The 19,572-nt window shown below is 74.8% G+C and carries 12 protein-coding genes; 11 read left to right on the forward strand and 1 reads right to left on the reverse strand.

The genetic code is table 11. The annotated features are described in order from the left end of the window. The first annotated feature begins 7 nt into the window (after positions 1 to 7). The 11 genes from ACIBJC_RS16990 (at position 8) to hemC (ending at position 19,311) form a co-directional block, all read left to right on the forward strand. Positions 8 to 3,490, forward strand: coding sequence for an SAV_2336 N-terminal domain-related protein (locus tag ACIBJC_RS16990; RefSeq protein WP_399292729.1), 3,483 nt, complete (start codon positions 8 to 10; stop codon positions 3,488 to 3,490). A gap of 35 nt (positions 3,491 to 3,525) precedes the next feature. Continuing rightward, positions 3,526 to 3,855: an FxSxx-COOH cyclophane-containing RiPP peptide gene (fxsA, locus tag ACIBJC_RS16995; RefSeq protein ID WP_399292731.1), complete on the forward strand. Its 330-nt coding sequence runs from the start codon at positions 3,526 to 3,528 to the stop codon at positions 3,853 to 3,855. A gap of 130 nt (positions 3,856 to 3,985) precedes the next feature. After that, entirely contained in the window at positions 3,986 to 5,287 is a 1,302-nt protein-coding gene (locus ACIBJC_RS17000; RefSeq protein WP_399293197.1) for an FxsB family cyclophane-forming radical SAM/SPASM peptide maturase, read from the forward strand. Further along, the gene (locus ACIBJC_RS17005) at positions 5,284 to 6,687 is read left to right on the forward strand and encodes an aKG-HExxH-type peptide beta-hydroxylase (RefSeq protein WP_399292733.1); all 1,404 of its coding nucleotides are present in this window, start codon (positions 5,284 to 5,286) and stop codon (positions 6,685 to 6,687) included. Before ACIBJC_RS17000 ends, ACIBJC_RS17005 begins: the two co-directional genes overlap by 4 nt. A 78-nt stretch (positions 6,688 to 6,765) precedes the next feature. Next, positions 6,766 to 9,804, forward strand: coding sequence for an FxSxx-COOH system tetratricopeptide repeat protein (gene fxsT, locus ACIBJC_RS17010; protein ID WP_399292735.1), 3,039 nt, complete (start codon positions 6,766 to 6,768; stop codon positions 9,802 to 9,804). Between the two features lie 145 nt (positions 9,805 to 9,949). Continuing rightward, a complete protein-coding gene (locus tag ACIBJC_RS17015) occupies positions 9,950 to 10,372 on the forward strand; it encodes a CU044_2847 family protein (RefSeq protein WP_399292737.1) in 423 nt (140 codons plus the stop codon). A gap of 107 nt (positions 10,373 to 10,479) precedes the next feature. After that, positions 10,480 to 11,448: an AAA family ATPase gene (locus tag ACIBJC_RS17020; RefSeq protein WP_399292739.1), complete on the forward strand. Its 969-nt coding sequence runs from the start codon at positions 10,480 to 10,482 to the stop codon at positions 11,446 to 11,448. Positions 11,449 to 11,455: 7 nt separating this feature from the next. Continuing rightward, the gene (locus ACIBJC_RS17025; protein WP_399292741.1) at positions 11,456 to 13,483 is read left to right on the forward strand and encodes a hypothetical protein; all 2,028 of its coding nucleotides are present in this window, start codon (positions 11,456 to 11,458) and stop codon (positions 13,481 to 13,483) included. After that, positions 13,473 to 14,768, forward strand: coding sequence for a CHAT domain-containing protein (locus ACIBJC_RS17030; protein WP_399292743.1), 1,296 nt, complete (start codon positions 13,473 to 13,475; stop codon positions 14,766 to 14,768). The genes ACIBJC_RS17025 and ACIBJC_RS17030 overlap by 11 nt, the downstream gene beginning before the upstream one ends. Then, complete coding sequence (fxsT, locus tag ACIBJC_RS17035) at positions 14,765 to 18,274, forward strand: FxSxx-COOH system tetratricopeptide repeat protein (RefSeq protein WP_399292745.1); 3,510 nt, start codon at positions 14,765 to 14,767, stop codon at positions 18,272 to 18,274. Before ACIBJC_RS17030 ends, fxsT (ACIBJC_RS17035) begins: the two co-directional genes overlap by 4 nt. A gap of 92 nt (positions 18,275 to 18,366) precedes the next feature. Beyond that, complete coding sequence (hemC, locus tag ACIBJC_RS17040; protein ID WP_399293199.1) at positions 18,367 to 19,311, forward strand: hydroxymethylbilane synthase; 945 nt, start codon at positions 18,367 to 18,369, stop codon at positions 19,309 to 19,311. Here the strand turns inward: hemC and ACIBJC_RS17045 are convergent. Then, a complete protein-coding gene (locus ACIBJC_RS17045) occupies positions 19,304 to 19,567 on the reverse strand; it encodes a delta-aminolevulinic acid dehydratase (protein ID WP_399292747.1) in 264 nt (87 codons plus the stop codon). The two genes, hemC and ACIBJC_RS17045, sit on opposite strands and share 8 nt — an antisense overlap. Positions 19,568 to 19,572 lie beyond the last annotated feature (5 nt).

The raw sequence follows: 19,572 nt of genomic DNA on the forward strand, positions 1-19,572 counted from the left end.
TGCGCTGATGCCCGACGTCACGGTGCGGCACGGCCCGGCGAACGAGCCGGAACCGGGACACGGGTACGACCCTGCCGCGCGCAGGGGGGAGCCCGGCGCCGGGGAGGCGTCCCCGTCCGACGGTGCGCGGCTCACTCCACTCACCACGCTCACCTCACTCACCGCGCTCGTCGCGCGGCTGCGCGGCGCCGGTCTCGACCCCGACGCCGAGCAGCTCTGCGACGCCCTCTGGCTCGCCCAGCAGACCCGCCGCGACCGCGCCGAGCCGTCCGGCGCGGGCCCCGGTGAGGGCTCCCGCGCCGGCCTGCCGGGACAGGAGCCGGGCGGGGAGCTCCCCGCCCGGCCAGGACCCGAAGGCGCGGAGGGAACGCCCCCGGCCGGCGACGACGCGCCCGAACGCCCGCCCGGCCTCCCGCCGGAGGACCCCCGCATCGCCCTCTACCCCGTACCGCGTCACGACGGGGCACGTCACGACCTGCCGCGCCACGACGGAGCGCGCTCCTCCGGGCCGTGGTCGTCAGGCGCCGCCGCGGCGCTCACCCTGGGCGTACCGGCCGCCCCCGCGCTCCCCGCGCCCCTCGAACTCCAGCGCGCCCTCCGTCCGCTTCAGCGGTACCGGCCCGCCGCGCCTCCGCTGCGCCGTACCCTTGACGAGGTGGCGACCGTAGAGCTGAGTGCCCGCGCCGGCGGGCTGATCATTCCGGTGTTCCGTGGGGTCTCGCGCGGGGACGCGATTCTGCAGCTCGTGATGGACGCCTCGTCGTCGATGCGTGTCTGGGAACGGCTCTTCGCCGAACTCCAGCAGATCTTCGGCCAGTTGGGCGCCTTCCGCGATGTGCAGACCCGCTATCTCCACCAGGGGCCCGACGGCGCGCCCGCCGTCAGCAGAAGCCCCGACCCGGCCGCCGCGCCGCTCAGTTCCGCCGACCGGCTCAGCGACCCGACCGGGCGCCGCGTCACCGTCGTCGTCAGCGACTGCGCGGGCCCCCTCTGGCACAACGGGCGCGCCCACCGGCTGCTGCACCAGCTCGGCCGCCAGGCGCCCACCGCCGTCCTCCAGCCGCTGCCGCAGCGCATGTGGAACCGGACCAGGCTGCCCGTCACCTACGGGGTCCTCTCCCGGGGCGAGGGACCGGCCGGCGCCACCGTGCTGAAGGTCGGCGGCGACGCCGCCACGGCGCCCGCCGCCCGGCCCGGCGCCCTCGCCGTCCCCGTACTGCCGCCCGTCGCCGGCGCCCTCGGCGCCTGGGCGCGGCTGCTCTCCGGCACCGGAGCGGGCCGGATCTCCGGCGCGGTCGGCTGGGTGCGCGCCGACCAGCCGACCGCGCCCGCGCCGCGCCCCGGCGACCGGATGTCCTCGCTCCAGCTCGTCAGCCGCTTCCGCTCGGCCGCCTCGCCGGTCGCCGGACAGCTCGCCGTCTATCTCGCCGCGGCCCCGCTCTGCCTGCCGGTGATGCAGCTCGTCCAGCGCACGATGCTGCCCGACTCGGGCCCCTCCGAACTCGCGGAGGTGCTGCTCAGCGGGCTCCTCTCGCGCAGCAAGGGCGACGGCGCCGACGACGACGGGCCCTGGTACGAGTTCGCCCCGGGCGTCCAGGAGGCGCTGCTCGGCCCGCTGGGCCGGGACGAGGCCGTCCTCGTACTGAAGCACTGCTCCGCGTACATAGAGCAGCGCTTCGGCCGCGGCGGCCCCAACTTCCCCGCGCTGGCCCTCGCGCAGCTCGGCAACGAACGCCACGGCCCGCGCCACCCGGGCGGCGACCCGGACGAGGACCCCGAGTTCGGCGGGGAGTTCGGCGGCGCCTTCGGTGAGGGCGGTGAGCCGCGCGTCCCGCACCCGTTCGCGGAGGTCGCCGCCCGCGTACTGGAGCAGTTCATGCCGCTGCCCGAGCAGTTCGCGGCGTACGGGCTCGACGGCGGCGGTCCCGACACCGCGGCGCAGCCGGTCAACGCGGCCGTCGAGAGCGCCCGCGAACTGACCGCGCAGTTCGAGTCGGACAGCATGGTCCAGTACCTGATCGACGCCGTACAGCTCCTGCGCGGCGCCACCGAACGCGAGGCGCCCGGCGGCTCCGACCCCGAGCTGTGGGCCGAGTTCGCCCGCTGTCTGCTGCGGCTCTGGGAGGTCCAGGGCGGCGGCGAGCTGCTCGGCGAGGCGGAGCGCGCCGCCGAACGGGCCGCCGCGCACCCCCGGGCCGTACGCGAACGGGCCGTCCTGGCCAAGGTGTTGCACGCCGCGGCCGACGACCGGCGGCGGCGCGGCGACCGGCGCGGCGCCCTGGAGCTGCTGCGCCGCGCCGACCGCGAGTACACCGTGGCCTGCGCTGCGCCCGGACTCGACCCGGGCGAGGCGCTGCGGCTCACACTGGACCGGGTGCGCGCCCTGGAGGCGCAGTGGCGGCTCGGCGGCGACAGCGCGCTGCTCCAGGGGGCGATCGGCATGCTGGAGGCGTTCGCGGACGTCTGGCCCGACCAGGAGAACCGGCCGACGGGGCTCCCGCTGGCCCACGGCAGGACCCTGCTGCGGCTCTCCGGCGCGACCGCCGACCCCGAACAGGCCCAGGTGTACGCGGCCCAGGCGGCCCGCTCGCTGCGCAAGGCGCTCACACCGGGCGGCCACACCGTCTCCACCCAGGCCCGCATCCTGCTCGACCTGGTGGACGCGCTGCTCCACTCCGGCGAGGGCCTGGAGGAGGCGGCGACCCTCGTCGACCAGTCGCTGGCGACCGTACGGGACGAGCGGCTGCTCGCCTCGCTCAGGATCCGCGCGGGACGGGTCAGGGTGGCGCGTTACGAACGCTCCGCGGACCCGGACGATCTGGACGACGCCGCCGACTTCTTCGCCCGCGCCGCCCGCTCCACCGCGCGGGACTCCCGGGCCCACGCGGACCTGCTCGCCGAGTGGGGCGCCACCCTGCTGCGGCGCGCGGGGCTGCCGGACGGGGCGCCGTACACCGGCGCGGCGGTACGGGTGCTGCGCGACTGCCGTACGGAGACGGCGACCGGCACCGCGCGCCAGGCCGAGCGGCTGCTGATGCTGGGCCAGGCGCTGATGCTGCGCCACCGGATCAACGACGACCGGGTGGATCTGCGCGAGGCGGAACACCTCTTCGGGCTCGCCGCGCAGGAGGCCCGCGACCCGCTGACGGCCGCGCGCTGCTGGCTGGAGCTGGGCCGTTCCCACTTCGACGCCTACCGCACGCTGCACCGCCCGGCCCGGCTGGACGACGCGGCCGAGGCGTTCCGGGACGCGGCGGACGCGGCCAGGACCGCCGAGGAGGAGATGGAGAATCCGCGACAGCGACTGGAAGCCGTCGCGTTGCGTGCTGCGGCCGGCCACTGGCGGGGTAAGACCTATGAGGAGGCGGGTCGGCCCCGGGCAGCGCGTGAGGCGTACCGGTCGGCCCGCACGGAGTGGCGCAAGCTGCCGGACGGCGGCGGCGAGACGGCCCGTTCGACCGCGGACCGGCTGGCCGAGCTGGAACGCTGAGCGGTGCGCGCCCTATGACCTGACGGGGAGGCGTGATGATCGACGCGGCGCACAGCGGCGAGTTCGCGGACGGAGGGTACGCGGACGGGGGTTACGAAGGCGGCGGGTACGCGGACGGCGGGTGCGAGGGCGGCGGGTACGAGGGCGAGGCGCACGGCGCCGGGCCCCACGCGGCGCCGGACGGGGCGGTGCCCGACGGGCCGGGCGCGGCCGGTACGGCCGGTGAACTGCCGGATCTGCTGGGCCTCGACCTGGCGGCCCTGCGCACCCTCGACCACCCGGTGCTCAGCGAGGTGATGGCGGATCTGCGGGGCAGGGCCGAGCAGCCCCGTGAAATGCTCTGGGGGTTCAACAACGCGTTCTGAGACGGGCGTTCTGACACGGGCGTTCCGGGGCAGGACCTTCTGGGCAGGGAGTTCGGGCCGGCCGACGCCCGGGGCCGGGCCGTCCGACGGCGCCGTACAGCATGGGGGGTGCGGAGTGTCTCGACGGGTGATGCCGCGCGGCGCCGAGCCCGCGCGGGGCGCACGCCCCGCCGAGGGCTCCGGGCCCGTACCCTTCGCGCAGTTCATCGTGAAGGTCCACGGCCGCTGCAACCTCGCCTGCCGCTACTGCTACCTCTACGCGGGCCCCGACCGCACCTGGCGCACCCGCCCCGCCGCCGCCTCCCCCGGGACCCTGGACCGCGCCGCGGACCGGATCGCGGAACACGCCCGCGCGCACGCGCTGCCCGAGGTGGCCCTCGTGCTGCACGGCGGGGAGCCGCTGCTCGTGGGCGCCGCCCGGCTCGGGGCCTTCGCCGACGCCGTACGCGACCGGGCCGGCCCCTCCCGTACGGTCCACGCCACCGTCCAGACCAACGGCACCCTGCTCACCGAGCGCGCGATCACCACCCTCGCCCGGCACTCCGTACGGATCGGCGTCAGCCTCGACGGCGGGCTGCCCGCGCACAACGCCCTGCGCACCGACCACGCGGGGCGCCCGTCCTTCGCCGCCGCCGCGCGCGGCGCCCGGCTGCTCGCCACGCACCGCCCGGAGGCGTACGCGGGCGTCCTGACCGTCGTCGACCCGCGCACCGACCCCGTCGAGCTGTACGAATCGCTGCTGGAGCTGCGCCCGCCCGCGCTCGATCTGCTGCTGCCGCACGGCAACTGGAGCAGCCCGCCGCCCGGACTGCCCGCCGCCGGACCCGGGGGCGGTGACCTGGCGCCCGGGGGCCCGGAGCCGATCCCGGAGGGCCCCGGCCGCCCCACCCCGTACGGCGACTGGCTGACCGCCGTCTTCGACCGCTGGTGGCGGGCCGGCCGGCGGGAGACCCGGGTGCGGCTCTTCGAGGAGTGCCTGGCGCTGCTGCTGGGGCTGCCGGGCGCCACCGAATCGCTGGGACTCGACCCGGTCAACGCCGTCGTCGTGGAGACGGACGGCGCGATCGAACAGGTCGACTCCCTCAAGTCCGCCTACGACACGGCCGCCGCCACCGGGCTCGACATACGGAACCACTCCTTCGACGACGCCCTGCGCCACCCCGGTATCGTCGCCCGGCAGGCGGGCGCCGCCGCCCTGGCCGCCGGGTGCCGGGCCTGCCCGCTGCTCACGGTCTGCGGCGGCGGCCACTACGCCCACCGCTACCGCGCGGGACACGGCTTCACCCAGCGCTCCGTCTACTGCGCCGACCTGGACAAGCTGATCCGCCATGTCGCCGCCCGGCTCAGCGAGGCCGCCGCGTCCGCCCCGCGCGCCGCCGCGCCGGGCGCCCCCGTATCCGCTCCCGATTCCGCCCCCGGGGCGCTCCGGTGAGCGCCGCCGTCCCCGAGAGGGCCCTGCGCGAACTCGGCCGCACCGAAGGCGGCGCCGAGGCGCTGGGGCTGCTCGTCCGCGACCAGCACACCCGCCGCCTCGTCCTGCTGCGGGCCCTGCTCGACGCGGCGGCCGAAGCCCCCGCCTCGCTCTGCCCGCCCGCCGCGCTCGCCCGGCTGCGCGACGACTGGGCGCTGCTGGAGGCCGCCGAGCGGACCGACCGTACGGCGGTGCGGACCGTGCTGCTCTACCCGCTGGCCGGCCCCTGGGCGCAGCGCTGCCTGCACGGCCTGATCGCCGCGGGACTGGCCCGCACCCCCGAACTCGCCGCCGATCTGGCCCACTTCAGCGCCCTGGCCGCCGCCGCGGCGGTCCGCGCCCAGCTGCCCTTCCGCGCCAGGCTCACCGCCCACGGAGGTGTGCTCGTACTGCCCACGCTGGGCGCCCTGAGCACCGGCCGGGACGAACCCGTACCGGTCGAAGTGGCCCTCGACAACGGCTTGTTGACATTGCGCCAGGGGGGCGCCGCGCCCGTCACCGTACGGACGGACACCCACGCCGCCGACGGCGGGACCGGGAGCGGGGACCCGCGGTGGCTGCCCGTCCTCGCGCTGCCTCCCGTACGGCCCGGCGCCGCGCCCGTACCGCTGGACGACATCGACCCGTACCGCACCGCGGACACCGGCGTGACGCGCTCCGGGCTGTCCGCCGTCACCCGGCTCGACGCGCGCCACCGTACGGCGTGGGCGCGGTCCTGGGCCGAGGTGGAGCCCCTGCTGCGGATCGGCGGCGCGCACCGCGCCGAGGAGACCGCCACCCTGCTGCACTGCCTCGTACCGCTCGCGCCCCCGCCCGGCTCCACCCCCGCCGGTGACGGCTCAGCACAGTGCAGCGGCACCCGGCGCGAGGCGTTCGGCGCGGTCCTCACCAGCCGCCCCGCCACCCCCGCCTTCTTCGCCTCGACCCTGGTGCACGAACTCCAGCACACCAAGCTCGCCGCGCTCGCCGCCCTCGCCCCGCTCCACCACGAGGACGGCGCCCCCCGGCACTTCGCACCCTGGCGCTCCGACCCCCGCCCCTTCGACGGGCTGCTCCAGGGCGCGTACTCGCACATCGCGCTCGCCGACTACTGGCAGCGCCTCGCCCTCGGCGCCGACCGGCTCGCCGTCCGCGACCAGGCGTGGGCCGAACACGCGCGCACCAGCGAACAGGTCGGCGCGGTCCTGCCCGTACTGGCCGGTTCGGGGGCGCTCACCAGGGAGGGCCGCGTCCTCGTCAACGAGATGATCTCGATGTACCACCGGCTGGCCGACAGCCCGCCCCCGCCGGGACACCGCGCGCGGGCCGCCTCCTACGTCCGTACGGCACGGATGATCTGGCGCCAAAGGAACGCAAGGTGAAGCGGCGCGCACAAGGATGGATCCGAGCCGGTCCGGGGTATGTTAAAAGGGCGTATGACGATGCAGGGAGACGGTCGAATGCCCGGAGCGCGCAGGTCAGTTGGAGCCACCGGGCCCCGGTCTGTCACGATCAGTTTCGCCGGGTACAACCGCCCCTGGGCGGCCTGGATCGGAGACCGCCTCGAACGGCGCGGACTGGCCGTCTCCTACCAGCGGTGGGACCCGCCGGACGAGATGACCCTGACGGAGTGCCTGCGGGACCTGCTGCTCGCCCCGGGACCGGTGCTCGTGGTCCTCAGCCAGTGGTACTTCCAGCTCGGCCCGCGCGGCCACGACGAGTGGAACAGCGCGCTGCGCGAGGTCGTCGCCGCCGAGCGCGAGCGGTTCGTCGGAGTCTCCGTCACCAATGACGCGGACTCGCTGCCCAGCGCCTCCACCGTCTTCGCCGCCGTCGGCCTGGACACCGTCGGCGAACGCGAGGCCGAGCGGCGGCTGCTGACCCAGCTCGGCCTGCCCACCGACACACCGCGCGACCGCGACGCCGACCCCGAAGGCGCCCGGCGCGGCCCCCGTTACCCCGGCGAGTCGCCCGACATCTGGGACGGAGTGCCCCGCCGCAACACCCGCTTCACCGGCCGCGAGCCCCTGCTCAACGCCGCCCACCACGCGCTCCAGGAGGCCGCCAGCGGCGCCGGGGTCGTCACCCTGAACGGCATGTCGGGCGTCGGCAAGACCCAGCTCGCCGCCGAGTACGCGCACCGCTTCGGCGCGGAGTACGACGTGGTGTGGTGGGTCTCCGCCGACAAACGCGTCACCTGCCGCCAGCGACTCGCCGAACTCGCCCCGGCGCTCGGCCTGTCCACCGGTGTGGAGTACGGCGAGCGGCTGCGCGCCGCGCGGGACGCGCTGCGCCGCGGCGACCCGTACAGCCGCTGGCTGCTCATCCTGGACGGCGCCGACGAACCCGACCAGATCTGGGACCTCGTCCCCACCGGCCCCGGCCATGTCCTCATCACGGCACGCAACCCGGAGTGGGGCGAGCACAACAGCACCCTGCTGGAAGTCCCCGTCTACGACCGTACGGAGTCGGTGGCGTTCGTCCGCCGCCGCGCCCCGCGCCTCACCTACGACGAGGCGGTCCGGCTCGCCGAGGCGCTGGAGGACCTGCCGCTGCTGCTCGACCAGACGGCCGGCTGGCTCAACGACTCCGACATGTCCGTCGAGGAGTACATCGACCTCCTCAGGGACGGTGTCGACCAGGACGTCGTCAAGGTCTCCAGCGACTTCCCGCTCGCCTTCCAGACCGGCTGGTCGATACTCCTCAACAAACTCCGCGAGACCGTCCCCGAATCGGTCGACCTGCTCCGCCTGTGCACCTTCTTCGCGCCCGGCGCCATCCCCGTACGACTGGTGCGCGACCTGCCCCCCGACACCCTCCCCGAGAAGCTGCGCGGGCTGGTCGACGACCCGGTGCGGTGGGCGCGCGCGATCAACAAGCTGCGCCAGTACGCGGTCGTCCGCGCCGCCGGGGTCGGCGAGCGCGAGGTCCACGACTCGGTGAGCGACGCCGGCCTCGCCGGCGCGGCGGGCGACTCCCTCTACATGCACCGCATGGTCCACCAGATCGTCCACCAGGACATGCCCTCGCAGGACCACGAGGAGTTCATCGAGGTGGTCCGCCGCGCGCTCGTCGAGGCGGACCCCGGGCGGCCCACCGACACCCGTCTGTGGCCCCGGTACGCGGAGATCACCCCGCACCTCAAGTGGGCCGACGTGCTCAAGAGCACCGACCCCGCGATGCACACCCTCGTCCTCAACTGCCTGCGCTACATGTACCTTTCGGGCGAGTACCGGGCGGGCATCAACCTCGGCAGGCGCGCCCTGGAGTCCTGGCAGCGGCTCCTCGGCGAGGCCCACCCGAGGATCTGGGACCTCAGCTACCACTACTCCAACCTGATGCGCTCCGTCGGCGACTACGCGGGTACGGAGGCCATCGAGCGCGCCGCCGTGGAGCACCTCCGTGAGGAGCGCGGCGAACAGGACCTGGAGCATCTGCGGGCGGCCGGCGGACTCGCCGCCGACCTGCGCGGCCTCGGCCGGTACGAGGAGGCGTACGAGATCTCCCGCGGCCTCCTCACCTCCTTCCGCGAACTCCTCGGCGAACAGGACTCCCGCACCCTCAACGCCCAGAACAACCTGGCCGTCTCGCTCCGGCTGCTCGGCCGGTACGAGGAGTCCCTGGAGCTCAACCGGCGCACCCTGGAGGCCCGCCGGCAACTGCTCCGCCCCCGCCACAACTGGACCCTCTCCTCGGAGATCAACTACGCGACGGACCTGCGGCTCCTCGGCCGCTACGGCGAGGCCGAATCGCTCCAGGCGCAGAGCGCCCGTATCCAGCGGTCCGTCCTCGGCCGGGACAACCCGCAGACGCTGCGCGCCGACTTCAACCTCGCCCTGTGCCTGTACCGCTCGGGCGAACGGGGCCGGGCCGGGGCGCTGTTCACCCAGGTGCTGGAGAGCTGCGAACGCGTCCTCGGCGAGACCAACCCGCTGACCATGATGGCCGCGGCGGGCCAGAGCTGCTTCGCCCGCGAACACGGCGACATCGACCGGGCCAGGGACATAAGCGAAGGGGTCGTCGACGGCTATGTGACGATGCTGGGCGAGGGCCACCCGTACGTCTCGGGCACCCGCTCCAACCACGCGCTGATCCTGCGCAACGTCGGCGAACGCGACCAGGCGCTCGACGTCACCGAGAACGCGCTCACGGACATGGCCCGGGCCGTCGGCGAGGCCCACCCCTGGACCCTGGGGTGCGCCATCAACGCCTCCGCGCTGCGCAACATCACCGGCGACGCGCAGGGCGCCGCACAGCTCAGCAACGACACCATCACCCGCGCCACCGAAACCCTCGGCCGCACCCACCCGCTGACCCTCTCCGCCCGGATCGCGCACGCCGCCGATCTGCGCGGGCTGCGGGAAACACAGCGCGCCGAGAAGGCCGAACAGGGGGCGCTGGACGACCTGGTGACCACCCTGGGCGCCCAGCACGTCCACACGGTCGCGGCCCGCTCCCGTAACCGCCCCTACTGGGACTTCGAGCCGTCACTGACCTGAGCCCACGCCCGGCCTCCACTCGTCCCCCGGTACGGCCCGCGATTGAGCCGGGCCGTACCGGGGAAAGTGCGGAGACACTGTCGGACACCGTCGGCGGACGGACGCGTGAGCGCGCCGTCCTGGTGGTGAAGGGGGGAACGGGGCAATGACGGTCATCGTGGGACCTGTGGCACCGGGGGAGGACGGGCCGATACCCGTCGTGGTGGGTCCGGCCGGGCAACCGGTGCGCCCGGCCGGTGAGTTCGACTCCGTCTACGAGGGCGAGGAGACCCGGGACGGCGCCGCGCGGCGCGTCCTCAGGGTCGCCGCGGACAGCTACGGCGACGGGCTGGACCTGGCCCGCCGCTGCGCCTCGCAGGCCATGCGGAGACTGGGCGACCTGGGGGAGGGGTTACGGCCCGACGAGATCGAGTTACAGGTCTCGATCACCCTGGACGCGGGCGCGGGCCTGCCCGCCGTGGTCAAGGCGGGCGCCGAGGCGCACCTCCAGGTCACCTTCCGCTGGCAGCCGGGGGACACCGCCGATCCGGGGGACGCACAGGGCGCCGCGGCGGGGGCCGCCCGGTGACCGTGACACCCGCACCCGCACCCGACCCGGCGTCCGGGCCCACAGCCGAACCCGCGTCCGGACCCGTGTCTTCGGGGACGCCCGAACCGGAGGTCGCGGCCCGGCCCGTGTCTTCGAGGGCGCCCGAACCGGAGGCCCTGGCCGCGCCCGTACCGCCGATCCCGATCCTCCCGTACAGCCGTGTCGTCGGCCAGGACGACCTCAAGCTGGCGCTGGAGCTGAACTTCGTCGCGCCGAGCATCGGCGGCGTCCTCGTCACCGGCCAGCGCGGCACCGCCAAATCCACCGTCGTCCGCGCCTTCGCGCTGATGGCGCGCGGGGAACTGCCCGTCACCCTGCCGATCAACGCGACCGACGACCGGGTCCTCGGCGGCTGGGAACTCGACGCGCTGATGCGCGGCGAGGCCAGGGAACAGTCGGGGCTGCTCGAAGAGGCCCACGACAAAGGGCTGTTGTACGTCGACGAGGTCAACCTGCTCGACGACCACCTGGTCAACATCATCCTGGACGTGGTCTCCACCGGTGTGCTCTCCGTCCAGCGCGAGGGCATCGCCGCGGCCCGGCACCTCTCCTTCGGGCTCGTCGGCACGATGAACCCCGAGGAGGGCGGGCTGCGCCCCCAACTCCTCGACCGCTTCGGCCTGATGGTGACCGCCGCCGAACTGGACACCGAGGCCCGCCACCGAATGATCATGACGGTGCTGACCTTCGAGGAGGAGCTCGCCAGGAGCGGGTCCCCCTGGCTGGCCGAGGCAGGACGGGAGAGCGCCGCGCTGCGCACCACCCTGCTGGCGGCCAGGGGCGCGCTGCCCGGCGTCGAGGTGCCCGACGCGGTCGGCAGGCTCTGCGCCGAGTGTGCGGGGCGGCTCTCCGCCGTGGGACACCGGGGCGAACTCGTCACCGCGCAGGCCGCCCGCGCCCTCGCCGCGCTGGAGGGTGCCGTACGGACCGAGCCCCGGCACGTCCGGCGGGTCCTGCCGTTCGCGCTGCGCCACCGGCGGCCCGAATCGACGCACGCCGGCAGTTTCGAGTGGGGACCCGACGACGACGCCCGTGTCGACGACCTCTTCGGCTGAGCCGGCCATGACCGTACCCACGCCCCACCGGCCCTCCCCACTCCCTCTGGAACTCGTCGGCCTGGAGCGGCGGTTGCTGACCGCGCTCGTCTGCGCCGCCGTCGAACCCGGGCTGCCCGGCGTGCTCCTCTTCGACCTGCCGCCCGAACTCCTCGCCCCCGTCACGGAGATGTTCGCCCACCTCCTCGACCTGGCCGCCGCGGGCCCTCCCCCGGCGGGCGCCGGGACGCCACCGGCCGCGCCCGCCGCCCGCACCGTCCGTACGGTCCTCGGCGCCGCCACCCGCGACGAGGACCTGTGGATACGGCCCCGGCTGCGGCGCGGCCCCGACGGCATCGCCTTCTCCCTCGCACCGGGCCCGCTCACCGAACCGGCCCCCGGCCCCTCGCTCGCCGTCGTGCCCGATCTCGCCCGGCTCGGGGTGACCGGGATGCGGGCCGTGGTGCAGTTGCTCGGCGCCGACGTGGCCACCGTCGAGCACTCCGGGCTGCGTCACCGGTGGCGCCCGCGCGCCCGCTGGCTGGCCGTCTGCCGCGCCGAGGACACCGAGCGGGTCTCGCCGCACGTCCTCGACCGCTTCCCGGTCCGGCTCTCCGTCGCCGGACTCCGTACGCTCCCTGCCGCAGGACCGTTCCCCGCAGGACCGTTCCCCGCAGGACCGTTCCCCGCCGGTCCCTTCCCCGCCGGTCCGTTCCCCGGCGGCCCGCTCCCGGACGCCTGGCGGGCGGCGCTGGAGTCGGCCGCGCCGGGACACCCGCCCCTCACCCTCTCCGACACGCTCGCCCCGCGCGTCCTCGAACTCCTCGGCCCCGACACCGGCCACCGCCGCGCCCTCGCGCTCGCCCGCATCGCCCGCGCCCTCACCCGGCTCGACGGTGCCACCGAGGTCACCGCCGCCCGCGCCGACCAGGCCGCGCGGCTGATCGGGCTGGCCTCGGCGCCGCCGTCCCCCGCGCCCGAACCCGCCGCGCCCACCGGATCCGGGCCCGCCCCGCCGCCCGCGCGGGACCCCGGTGACCGCCGTACCCCGCGCCGCGGCGAGGGCGGCCCCGACGCGCCCCGCGCCGCGCCGCCGGGCCGGCCGGTGCTCGCGCCCGAGCCCGCCGAGCGGACCGGCCCGGCCGCCGCCCCGGGCGCGGCGGCGCCCCGTACCCCGTACCCGGAGGACGAGGCCGCGCCCCTGCCCGAGTTCGCCTCCCTGCGCACCCCCTGGCGGCGCACCGCCGGGCCCGGCGCCGCGCGCGGCCCGGTCATCGGCGTACGGCGCTCGCACGACCTGCGGGACCTCGCCTTCGTCCGTACGGCGATGGAGGCGGCCAAGTACCAGGCGGTACGCGGCCGTTCCGAGCGGCTGTCCGTCGCCCCCGCCGATCTGCGCGGCTACGTACGCGCCCCCGAGCCGGAACGGCTGCTCACCCTCGTGCTCGACCACACCTGCCGCGCCGATCTGAACTGGCGCACCGTGCTCGAACCGTTCCTCCAATGGGCCTACATCCACCGGGCGTCCGCCCAGGTGGTCGAGGTGGGCGGGGCGAGCGCGGCGAGCGGGCTGCGCGCCGAGTCGTTCACCGCCCGCAGCGTCCTCGACCCGCGGATCGCCGCCGCGCTCGCCCGGCCGCCCGGCCGTGCCACCCCCCTCGCCCACGGCCTCGAACAGGCGGGCCAGGCGCTGCGCCGGGCCTTCCAGCACCACCGGGCCGGGCTGGTGGAGGCGTGGCTCGTCGTGGTCACCGACGGCCGGGGCAATGTGCCGCTCGACGCGAGCCGCCGCGACCGGAACGGCCCGGGACCCGTCGCCCGTACGGGAGTCGACGACGCGCTCGCCGTCGCCGCCCGGATCAGCGCCATGGACCGTACGCGGCTGCACTGCGTGGTCGTCGACCCGGGCGGCCGGCCCTACGCCGATCTGCCCTTCCTCCTCGCGGACGCCCTCGGCGGCACCGTCATCGAGGCGCGCCCGGCCGACGAGCCCCCGGCCGACGGGCCGGAGGCCGACGGGCATGCGGCGGAGGCGGTGACCGACGGTGGGTGGTGAACCGCACCGGCTCGCCCGCTGGCTCTCCGGCGCCACCGGGATACGGAGCACCCGGCCCGGCGCGCGCCCCCGGACCACGCCCGTCCCCGCCCACGCGCAACACGGCGAACCCGAAGGACTCGGCGCCGCCCCCGTCGACCCGGAAGCGCGGCTGCCGGCCGGGATGGCCGTGGTCAGGGTCGTACGGGGACGGCACGCGAGCGGCCGGGAGGCCTTCGGGTTCAGCGCCCGCTGCGAGGGCGTCGCCCCGCTCCCGTACACCACGGGACCCACCCAGCTCCGCCCCGCCGCCGTCGGCCTCGGCAACGCGCGGGCCGGGGAGGCGCCGTCCGAGATCCTGCGGGCCATCCGCCGCTGGTCGGGCAACCAGCGCGGGCTCGCCGACTGGATCAACCGGGCACGCGCCGAGCACGGCACCGATCTGCACGTACTGATCTGGGACGACACCGGTTACGAACTGCCCTGGGAGACCCTGTGGCTGCCCGCCGACCCGGACCGGGGGCTGGCGGGCGGGCTGCTGGGCGCGCTGGTGGTGATGTCCCGCTGGACGACCCTCCACGAGGTCCACCGCGATCTGCCGCACGTCCCCGGCGACTGCGAGGGCCGGGTGCTCGGCTACTACCACCGCGGCATGCACCACGACATCGCCGCCTTCCGGCCCTACTCCCACCAGCCCCACCTGAAGATGAGCGGCTTCCTCGACGCGCTGGACCGGCAGACCGCCGAACGCACCGGACTCGTCTACATGGCCTGCCACGGCACCTACGACGAGCGGATCAGCGCGCTCTCGCTCGCCGAGGTCACCTGGGCGGAGCTGGACGAGCGCGCCATGGCCGTGCTCGGCAGGGACCAGGCGCTGGTCTGCCTCAACGCCTGCCACTCGGCGCGCTTCGTGGAGAACGACGGCGGCGGGGAGGAGGCGCTGCGCGGCTTCGCCGAGCTGTTCCTCCGCAAGGGCGCGGCGGGCATCATCGTCACCGCGGGCGAGGTCGGCGACCTGGCGGCCCGCGCCCTCGTCAGCCGGCTCGTCCAGGAGGTGATGGCGAGGCCCCAGCAGCCCGTCAGCCAGGCGCTGCGCGCCTTCCGGGCCCGCGCGGTGGACGACTTCGGCCCCCTGTCGGACATCCCCCGGGCCCGTCATGATGACGGGGAGGTCGACCGGGAGGGCCAGAAGCGGGTGCTGCGGCTGCTCTACAGCTTCATGTTCCAGTACTACGGACACCCCCACACCACGCTCCTCCTCACGCACCGGCCCACGGACGAGGCGGAGAGGGGTGCGCCGTGAACGGCGACGAACAGCCCCTGCTGATCGAGCCCGTCGTCAGCCGCCCGCGCGAGGCCGAGGCGGGCCGCACCTACCTCGTCACGGTCGACCTCCGGGGCCCCCTCGCCCCCGACGGCACCGACGACCCGGAGCGCGCCTGGCCCTGCCAGGAGGAGGAGTTGACCTTCACCGTCGGGCTCGACGGCGCCCCGCACTTCGTCTGCGAGGTGCTCGACGACCCGAGCGTCGTCCTGCACCGCTTCGGCGGTACGTACGGGCCCGCGCGCTTCGTCGTCACGGCGGGCACCCTGACCGGGCCCGCCGGGCTGTGGCTGACCATCAGCAACCAGTGGGGGATGCCCGTACGCAAGGCCGAACTGCCCTGCCGGATCAGGGAACCGGGCACCGGCGCGGAGACCCGGGCGCCCGTCGTGGGGTACGTGCGCGGAGACCCGGCGGACGACACCGGGTACGGCGCCGGCGAGTTCGGCGGCCCGGGGTTCGACGGCGGCCCGTCCCGCGCGACGCGCCGCGGAGCGCCGACCCCTCCTCTTCCCCCGGCCGCCGACCGCCCCGTACCGGTCCTCCGCGCGGACCGCGACCGCTCCTGGGCCGCCTGGATCGCGGACACGCTGGAGCGGCACGGGGTGCGCGCGGCCCCGTACCCCTGGGACCCGCCGGACGAGACCCCGCTCGACCGCTGCCTGCGGGATCTCGCCCCGGACCGGGGCCCCGTCCTGCTCGTCCTGAGCCCCGCGTTCTTCCGCCGCAGCCCGCGCGACGGCGCGGAGTGGAACGCCGCGCTCAGCGACCTGCTCGCCCGCCACCCCGGCCGCCTCCGCGCCGTCTCCGTCACCCTGCCCGACCACAACGGAGAGCTGCCCCCGGCGGCGGGCCTCCTCGCCCCGGTCCCCCTCACGGAACTGGACGCGCCTCAGGCCACGCGCCGGCTGCTCGGCCTCTTCGCCCCGGAGACACCGGACGCGCCGGACCCGGCCCCGGAGCGCGCGGTCCCGCTCACCGGCGCCCGCTACCCGGGCGAGAGCCCCGCCGTATGGGGCGGCGTGCCCCGCCGCAACACCCGCTTCACCGGCCGGGACACGCTGCTCGACGCCGTATACCACGCGCTCCACCAGCCGACCGGGGCCGTCGCGCTGTACGGCATGTCGGGCGTCGGCAAGACCCAGCTCGCCGCCGAGTACGCGCACCGCTTCGGCCTGGAGTACGACGTGGTGTGGTGGGTCTCCGCCGGTGACCGGGTCCCCTGCCGCCAGGGACTCGCCGAACTCGCCCCGGCGCTCGGCCTGTCCACCGGCGTGGAGTACGGCGAGCGGCTGCGCGCGGCCCGGGACGCGCTGCGCCGCGGGGAGCCCTACGGCCGCTGGCTGCTCATCCTCGACGGCGCCGACGAACCCGACCGGATCGGGGACCTCGTCCCCACCGGCCCCGGCCATGTCCTCATCACGGCACGCAACTCCCAGTGGGGCGAGCACAACAGCACCCTGCTGGAAGTCCCCGTCTACGACCGCACGGAGTCCGTGGCGTTCGTCCGCCGCCGCGCGCCCCGGCTGTCCCCCGAGGAGGCGGGCCGGCTCGCCGAGGCGCTGGAGGACCTGCCGCTGCTGCTCGACCAGACGGCCGGCTGGCTCAACGACTCCGCCATGTCCGTCGAGGAGTACATCGAGCTGCTCAGGCACGGTGTCGACCAGGACGTCGTCAAACTCTCCGCGGACTTCCCGCTCACCTTCCAGACCGGCTGGGCGATTCTGCTCAACAATCTCCGCGAGACCTTCCCCGAAGCGGTCGACCTGCTCCGCCTCTGCACCTTCTTCGCGCCCGGCGCCGTCCCCGTACACCTGGTGCGGAACCTGTCGCCGGAGGGCCTGCCGCACCCGATCGCCGCCCTCGTCTCGGACCCCGCCCGCTGGGACCGGGTGATCGACAGGCTCCGGCAGTACGCGGTCGTCCGCACGGCCGGACCCGGACCGTACGGCAGGGCGGAGGACATCCTCTCCCTGCACCGGATGGTCCACCAGGTCGTCCACCTCGGCATGTCGGGTCCTGAGCACACGGAACTGATCGACGTCGCGCGCCGAACCCTCACCACGGCGAACCCCGGAAGCCCGGCGGAGACCGCCCACTGGCCCCGGTACGCGGAGATCACCCCGCACCTCAAGTGGGCCGACGTGCTCAGGAGCACCGACCCCGCGATGCACACCCTCGTCCTGGACTGCCTGCGCTACCTCTACCTCTCGGGCGAGTACGGCGAGGGCATCGACCTCGGCCGGCGCACCCTGGACTCCTGGCGGGAGCTGCTCGGCGAGGCCCACCCCAGGATCTGGGACCTCAGCCACCACTACGCCAACCTGCTGCGCGCGGTCGGCGACTACGCCGGTACGGAAGCCATCGACCGCGCCGCCGTCGACCACCTGCGCGAGGCGCGCGGCGCCCAGGACCTGGAGCACCTGCGGGCCTCCGGCGGACTCGCCGCCGACCTGCGCGGCCTCGGCCGGTACGAGGAGGCGCGGGTGATCTCCCGCTGGATCCTCGCCTCCTACCAGGAACTCCTCGGGACCGGCGACGCCCGTACCCTCAACGCGCAGAACAACCTGGCCGTCTCCCTCCAACTCCTCGGCCGGTACGAGGAGTCCCTGGAGCTGAACCGGCGCACCCTGGAGACCCGCCGCGACGTGCTGGGCCCGGCCCACCCCTCCAGCCTCTACTCCGAGATCAACTACGCCGTCGACCTCCGCCTGCTCGGCCACTACCAGCAGGCCGAGGCCCTTCAGGCCCACAGCTTCCGCAGCCACCGGCAGGAACTCGGCCCCGACCACCCGCAGACCCTGCGCGCCGGCCACCATCTGGCCCTGTGCCGCTACCTCGCGGGCCCGGCCGGTGCCCGACCGCTCTTCGCGCAGATGCTGGAGCGCTGCGAACGCGTACTGGGCGACCACGATCCGCTCACCCAGATGATCGCGACGAGCTGCGCCTGGCTGGAACGCGAGACGGGCGACCCGGCCAACGCACTCGCCCGCCACACGGAGGTGGAGGAGCGCTACACCGCCATGCTGGGCCCCGCCCACCCCTTCACCGTCGGAGTACGCGGCAACAGGGGCCTGACCCTGCTGGCCCTGGGCGAACGGCAGCCGGGCCGCGCCGAGATCGAACAGGCCCACACCGGCATGCGCGCCGCGGTCGGCGACGACCACCCCTGGACGCTGGGATGCGCGCTCAACACCTCGGCGGCAAGGCTCCTGACGGAGGACCACGACGCCGCCGTCACCCTGAGCCGCAACACGGTCGCGACAGCGCTACGCACCCTCGGCCCGCGCCACCCCCTCACCCTCGCCTGCCAGGTGGGCTACGCGGCGGGCATCCGGGCACAAGGCCGCCACGAGGCCGCGGCGAGAGCGGAGAGGGAGGCCCTGGACGGCCTGTCGGCCACCCTGGGCCCACTCCACCCGACGACGGTACGGGCCCGCAGCCGGGCCCGCACACACTGGGACTTCGAGCCGCAGATCATCTGAGGCTCAAGCTGAGCCGACCCTGTGTCTGCATCAGCACACCGTGCCGAGCCATAACCTGATGACACCCTGTCAGGCCCGGAGAGTTGGTGACCGTGGTTCCGTACCTCGTCGGCTCGCGCGCAAGCAGCCTTGCCAAAGCCCAGGTACGCGCATACCTGCGCCTGCTCCGTGAGCGATTCCCGGACACGACGTTCACGCACCGCGTGATTCTCGAAGGGGGCGACAAGGACCGTAAGTCGCCGCTGTCGAACGTCTCGGCTGCCAACGGCGGGTCGGCATTCAGCACCGAGCAGGAAGCGGCATTGGCGCGGGGTGACGTGGACGTGGTGGTCCATTCGCTGAAAGACCTTCCCACGGCCTGTCCTCACGGGCTCAAACTGCTGCCCCCACCGGGACGCGAGGATGTCCGGGACGCGTTGTGCGGCTCGACCCTCGCCGGACTGCGGAAGGGGGCGAGAGTCGGGACCGGTGCTCCCCGGCGCATCGCGCAACTCCTCGCGGTGCGCCCGGACCTTGAAATCGTTCCGATCAGGGGGAACGTGCCGCCCCGGCTCAAGAAGATCGAAACGGAAGGTCTGGACGCGGTTGTCCTGGCGGCGGCGGGGCTTCACCGGCTCGGCCTGGACGACGCCATCGGCGAGTTGCTGCCGCTCGACCTCTTCCCGCCGAGCCCCGGACAGGGGGCGCTGGGCATTCAGGTCCGTACGGACGAACCGTCGGCCCCGTTGCGCGACATCCTGCTCACGGTCGGAGACGTAGCCGTTGACGTGGAAATCAGGGCAGAGCGGGCACTGCTCGCCGAGTTGCACGGCGGGTGCAGTGTGCCCGTGGGCGCTTATGGGGAGACCCTGCCGGACGGGACGCTCAAGCTGTTCGGCCAAGTGACGTCACTGGACGGCCGGCAGCGTGTTTCGGCGGCGCTGACCGGTCCGGCGGACGAGCCGGAAAAGCTCGGTACGACCCTGGCCGCAGACCTTGTCGACCAGGGTGCATGTTCCATCCTTGACGCGGTGCGGGTCGCTCTGGCGGCTACCTGAGCTGTCGGGCGATATCGAGTGCCGCACAGGTGACGCTGCCACTCGCCCCGGCCCGCTTGAGCATGGTGAACAGCTCGACCAGTAAGCGAACGTCCCGTCGTCCCGTCGCGGGCTCCACATGCGTAAGCGCCCTGTACTCACCGGAGACCGAGAACGGGAACAGCGGCGCCCGCGTCTGTGTCCGGAGCGAGGCGAGCACATCGGCCGTGAACTGTGCGGGCTCCAACAGGATCATGTCGGCCCCGTCCGCCTCCATGCGTA

It is taken from the genome of Streptomyces sp. NPDC050509 (assembly GCF_044457965.1).
GTDB lineage: Bacteria > Actinomycetota > Actinomycetes > Streptomycetales > Streptomycetaceae > Streptomyces.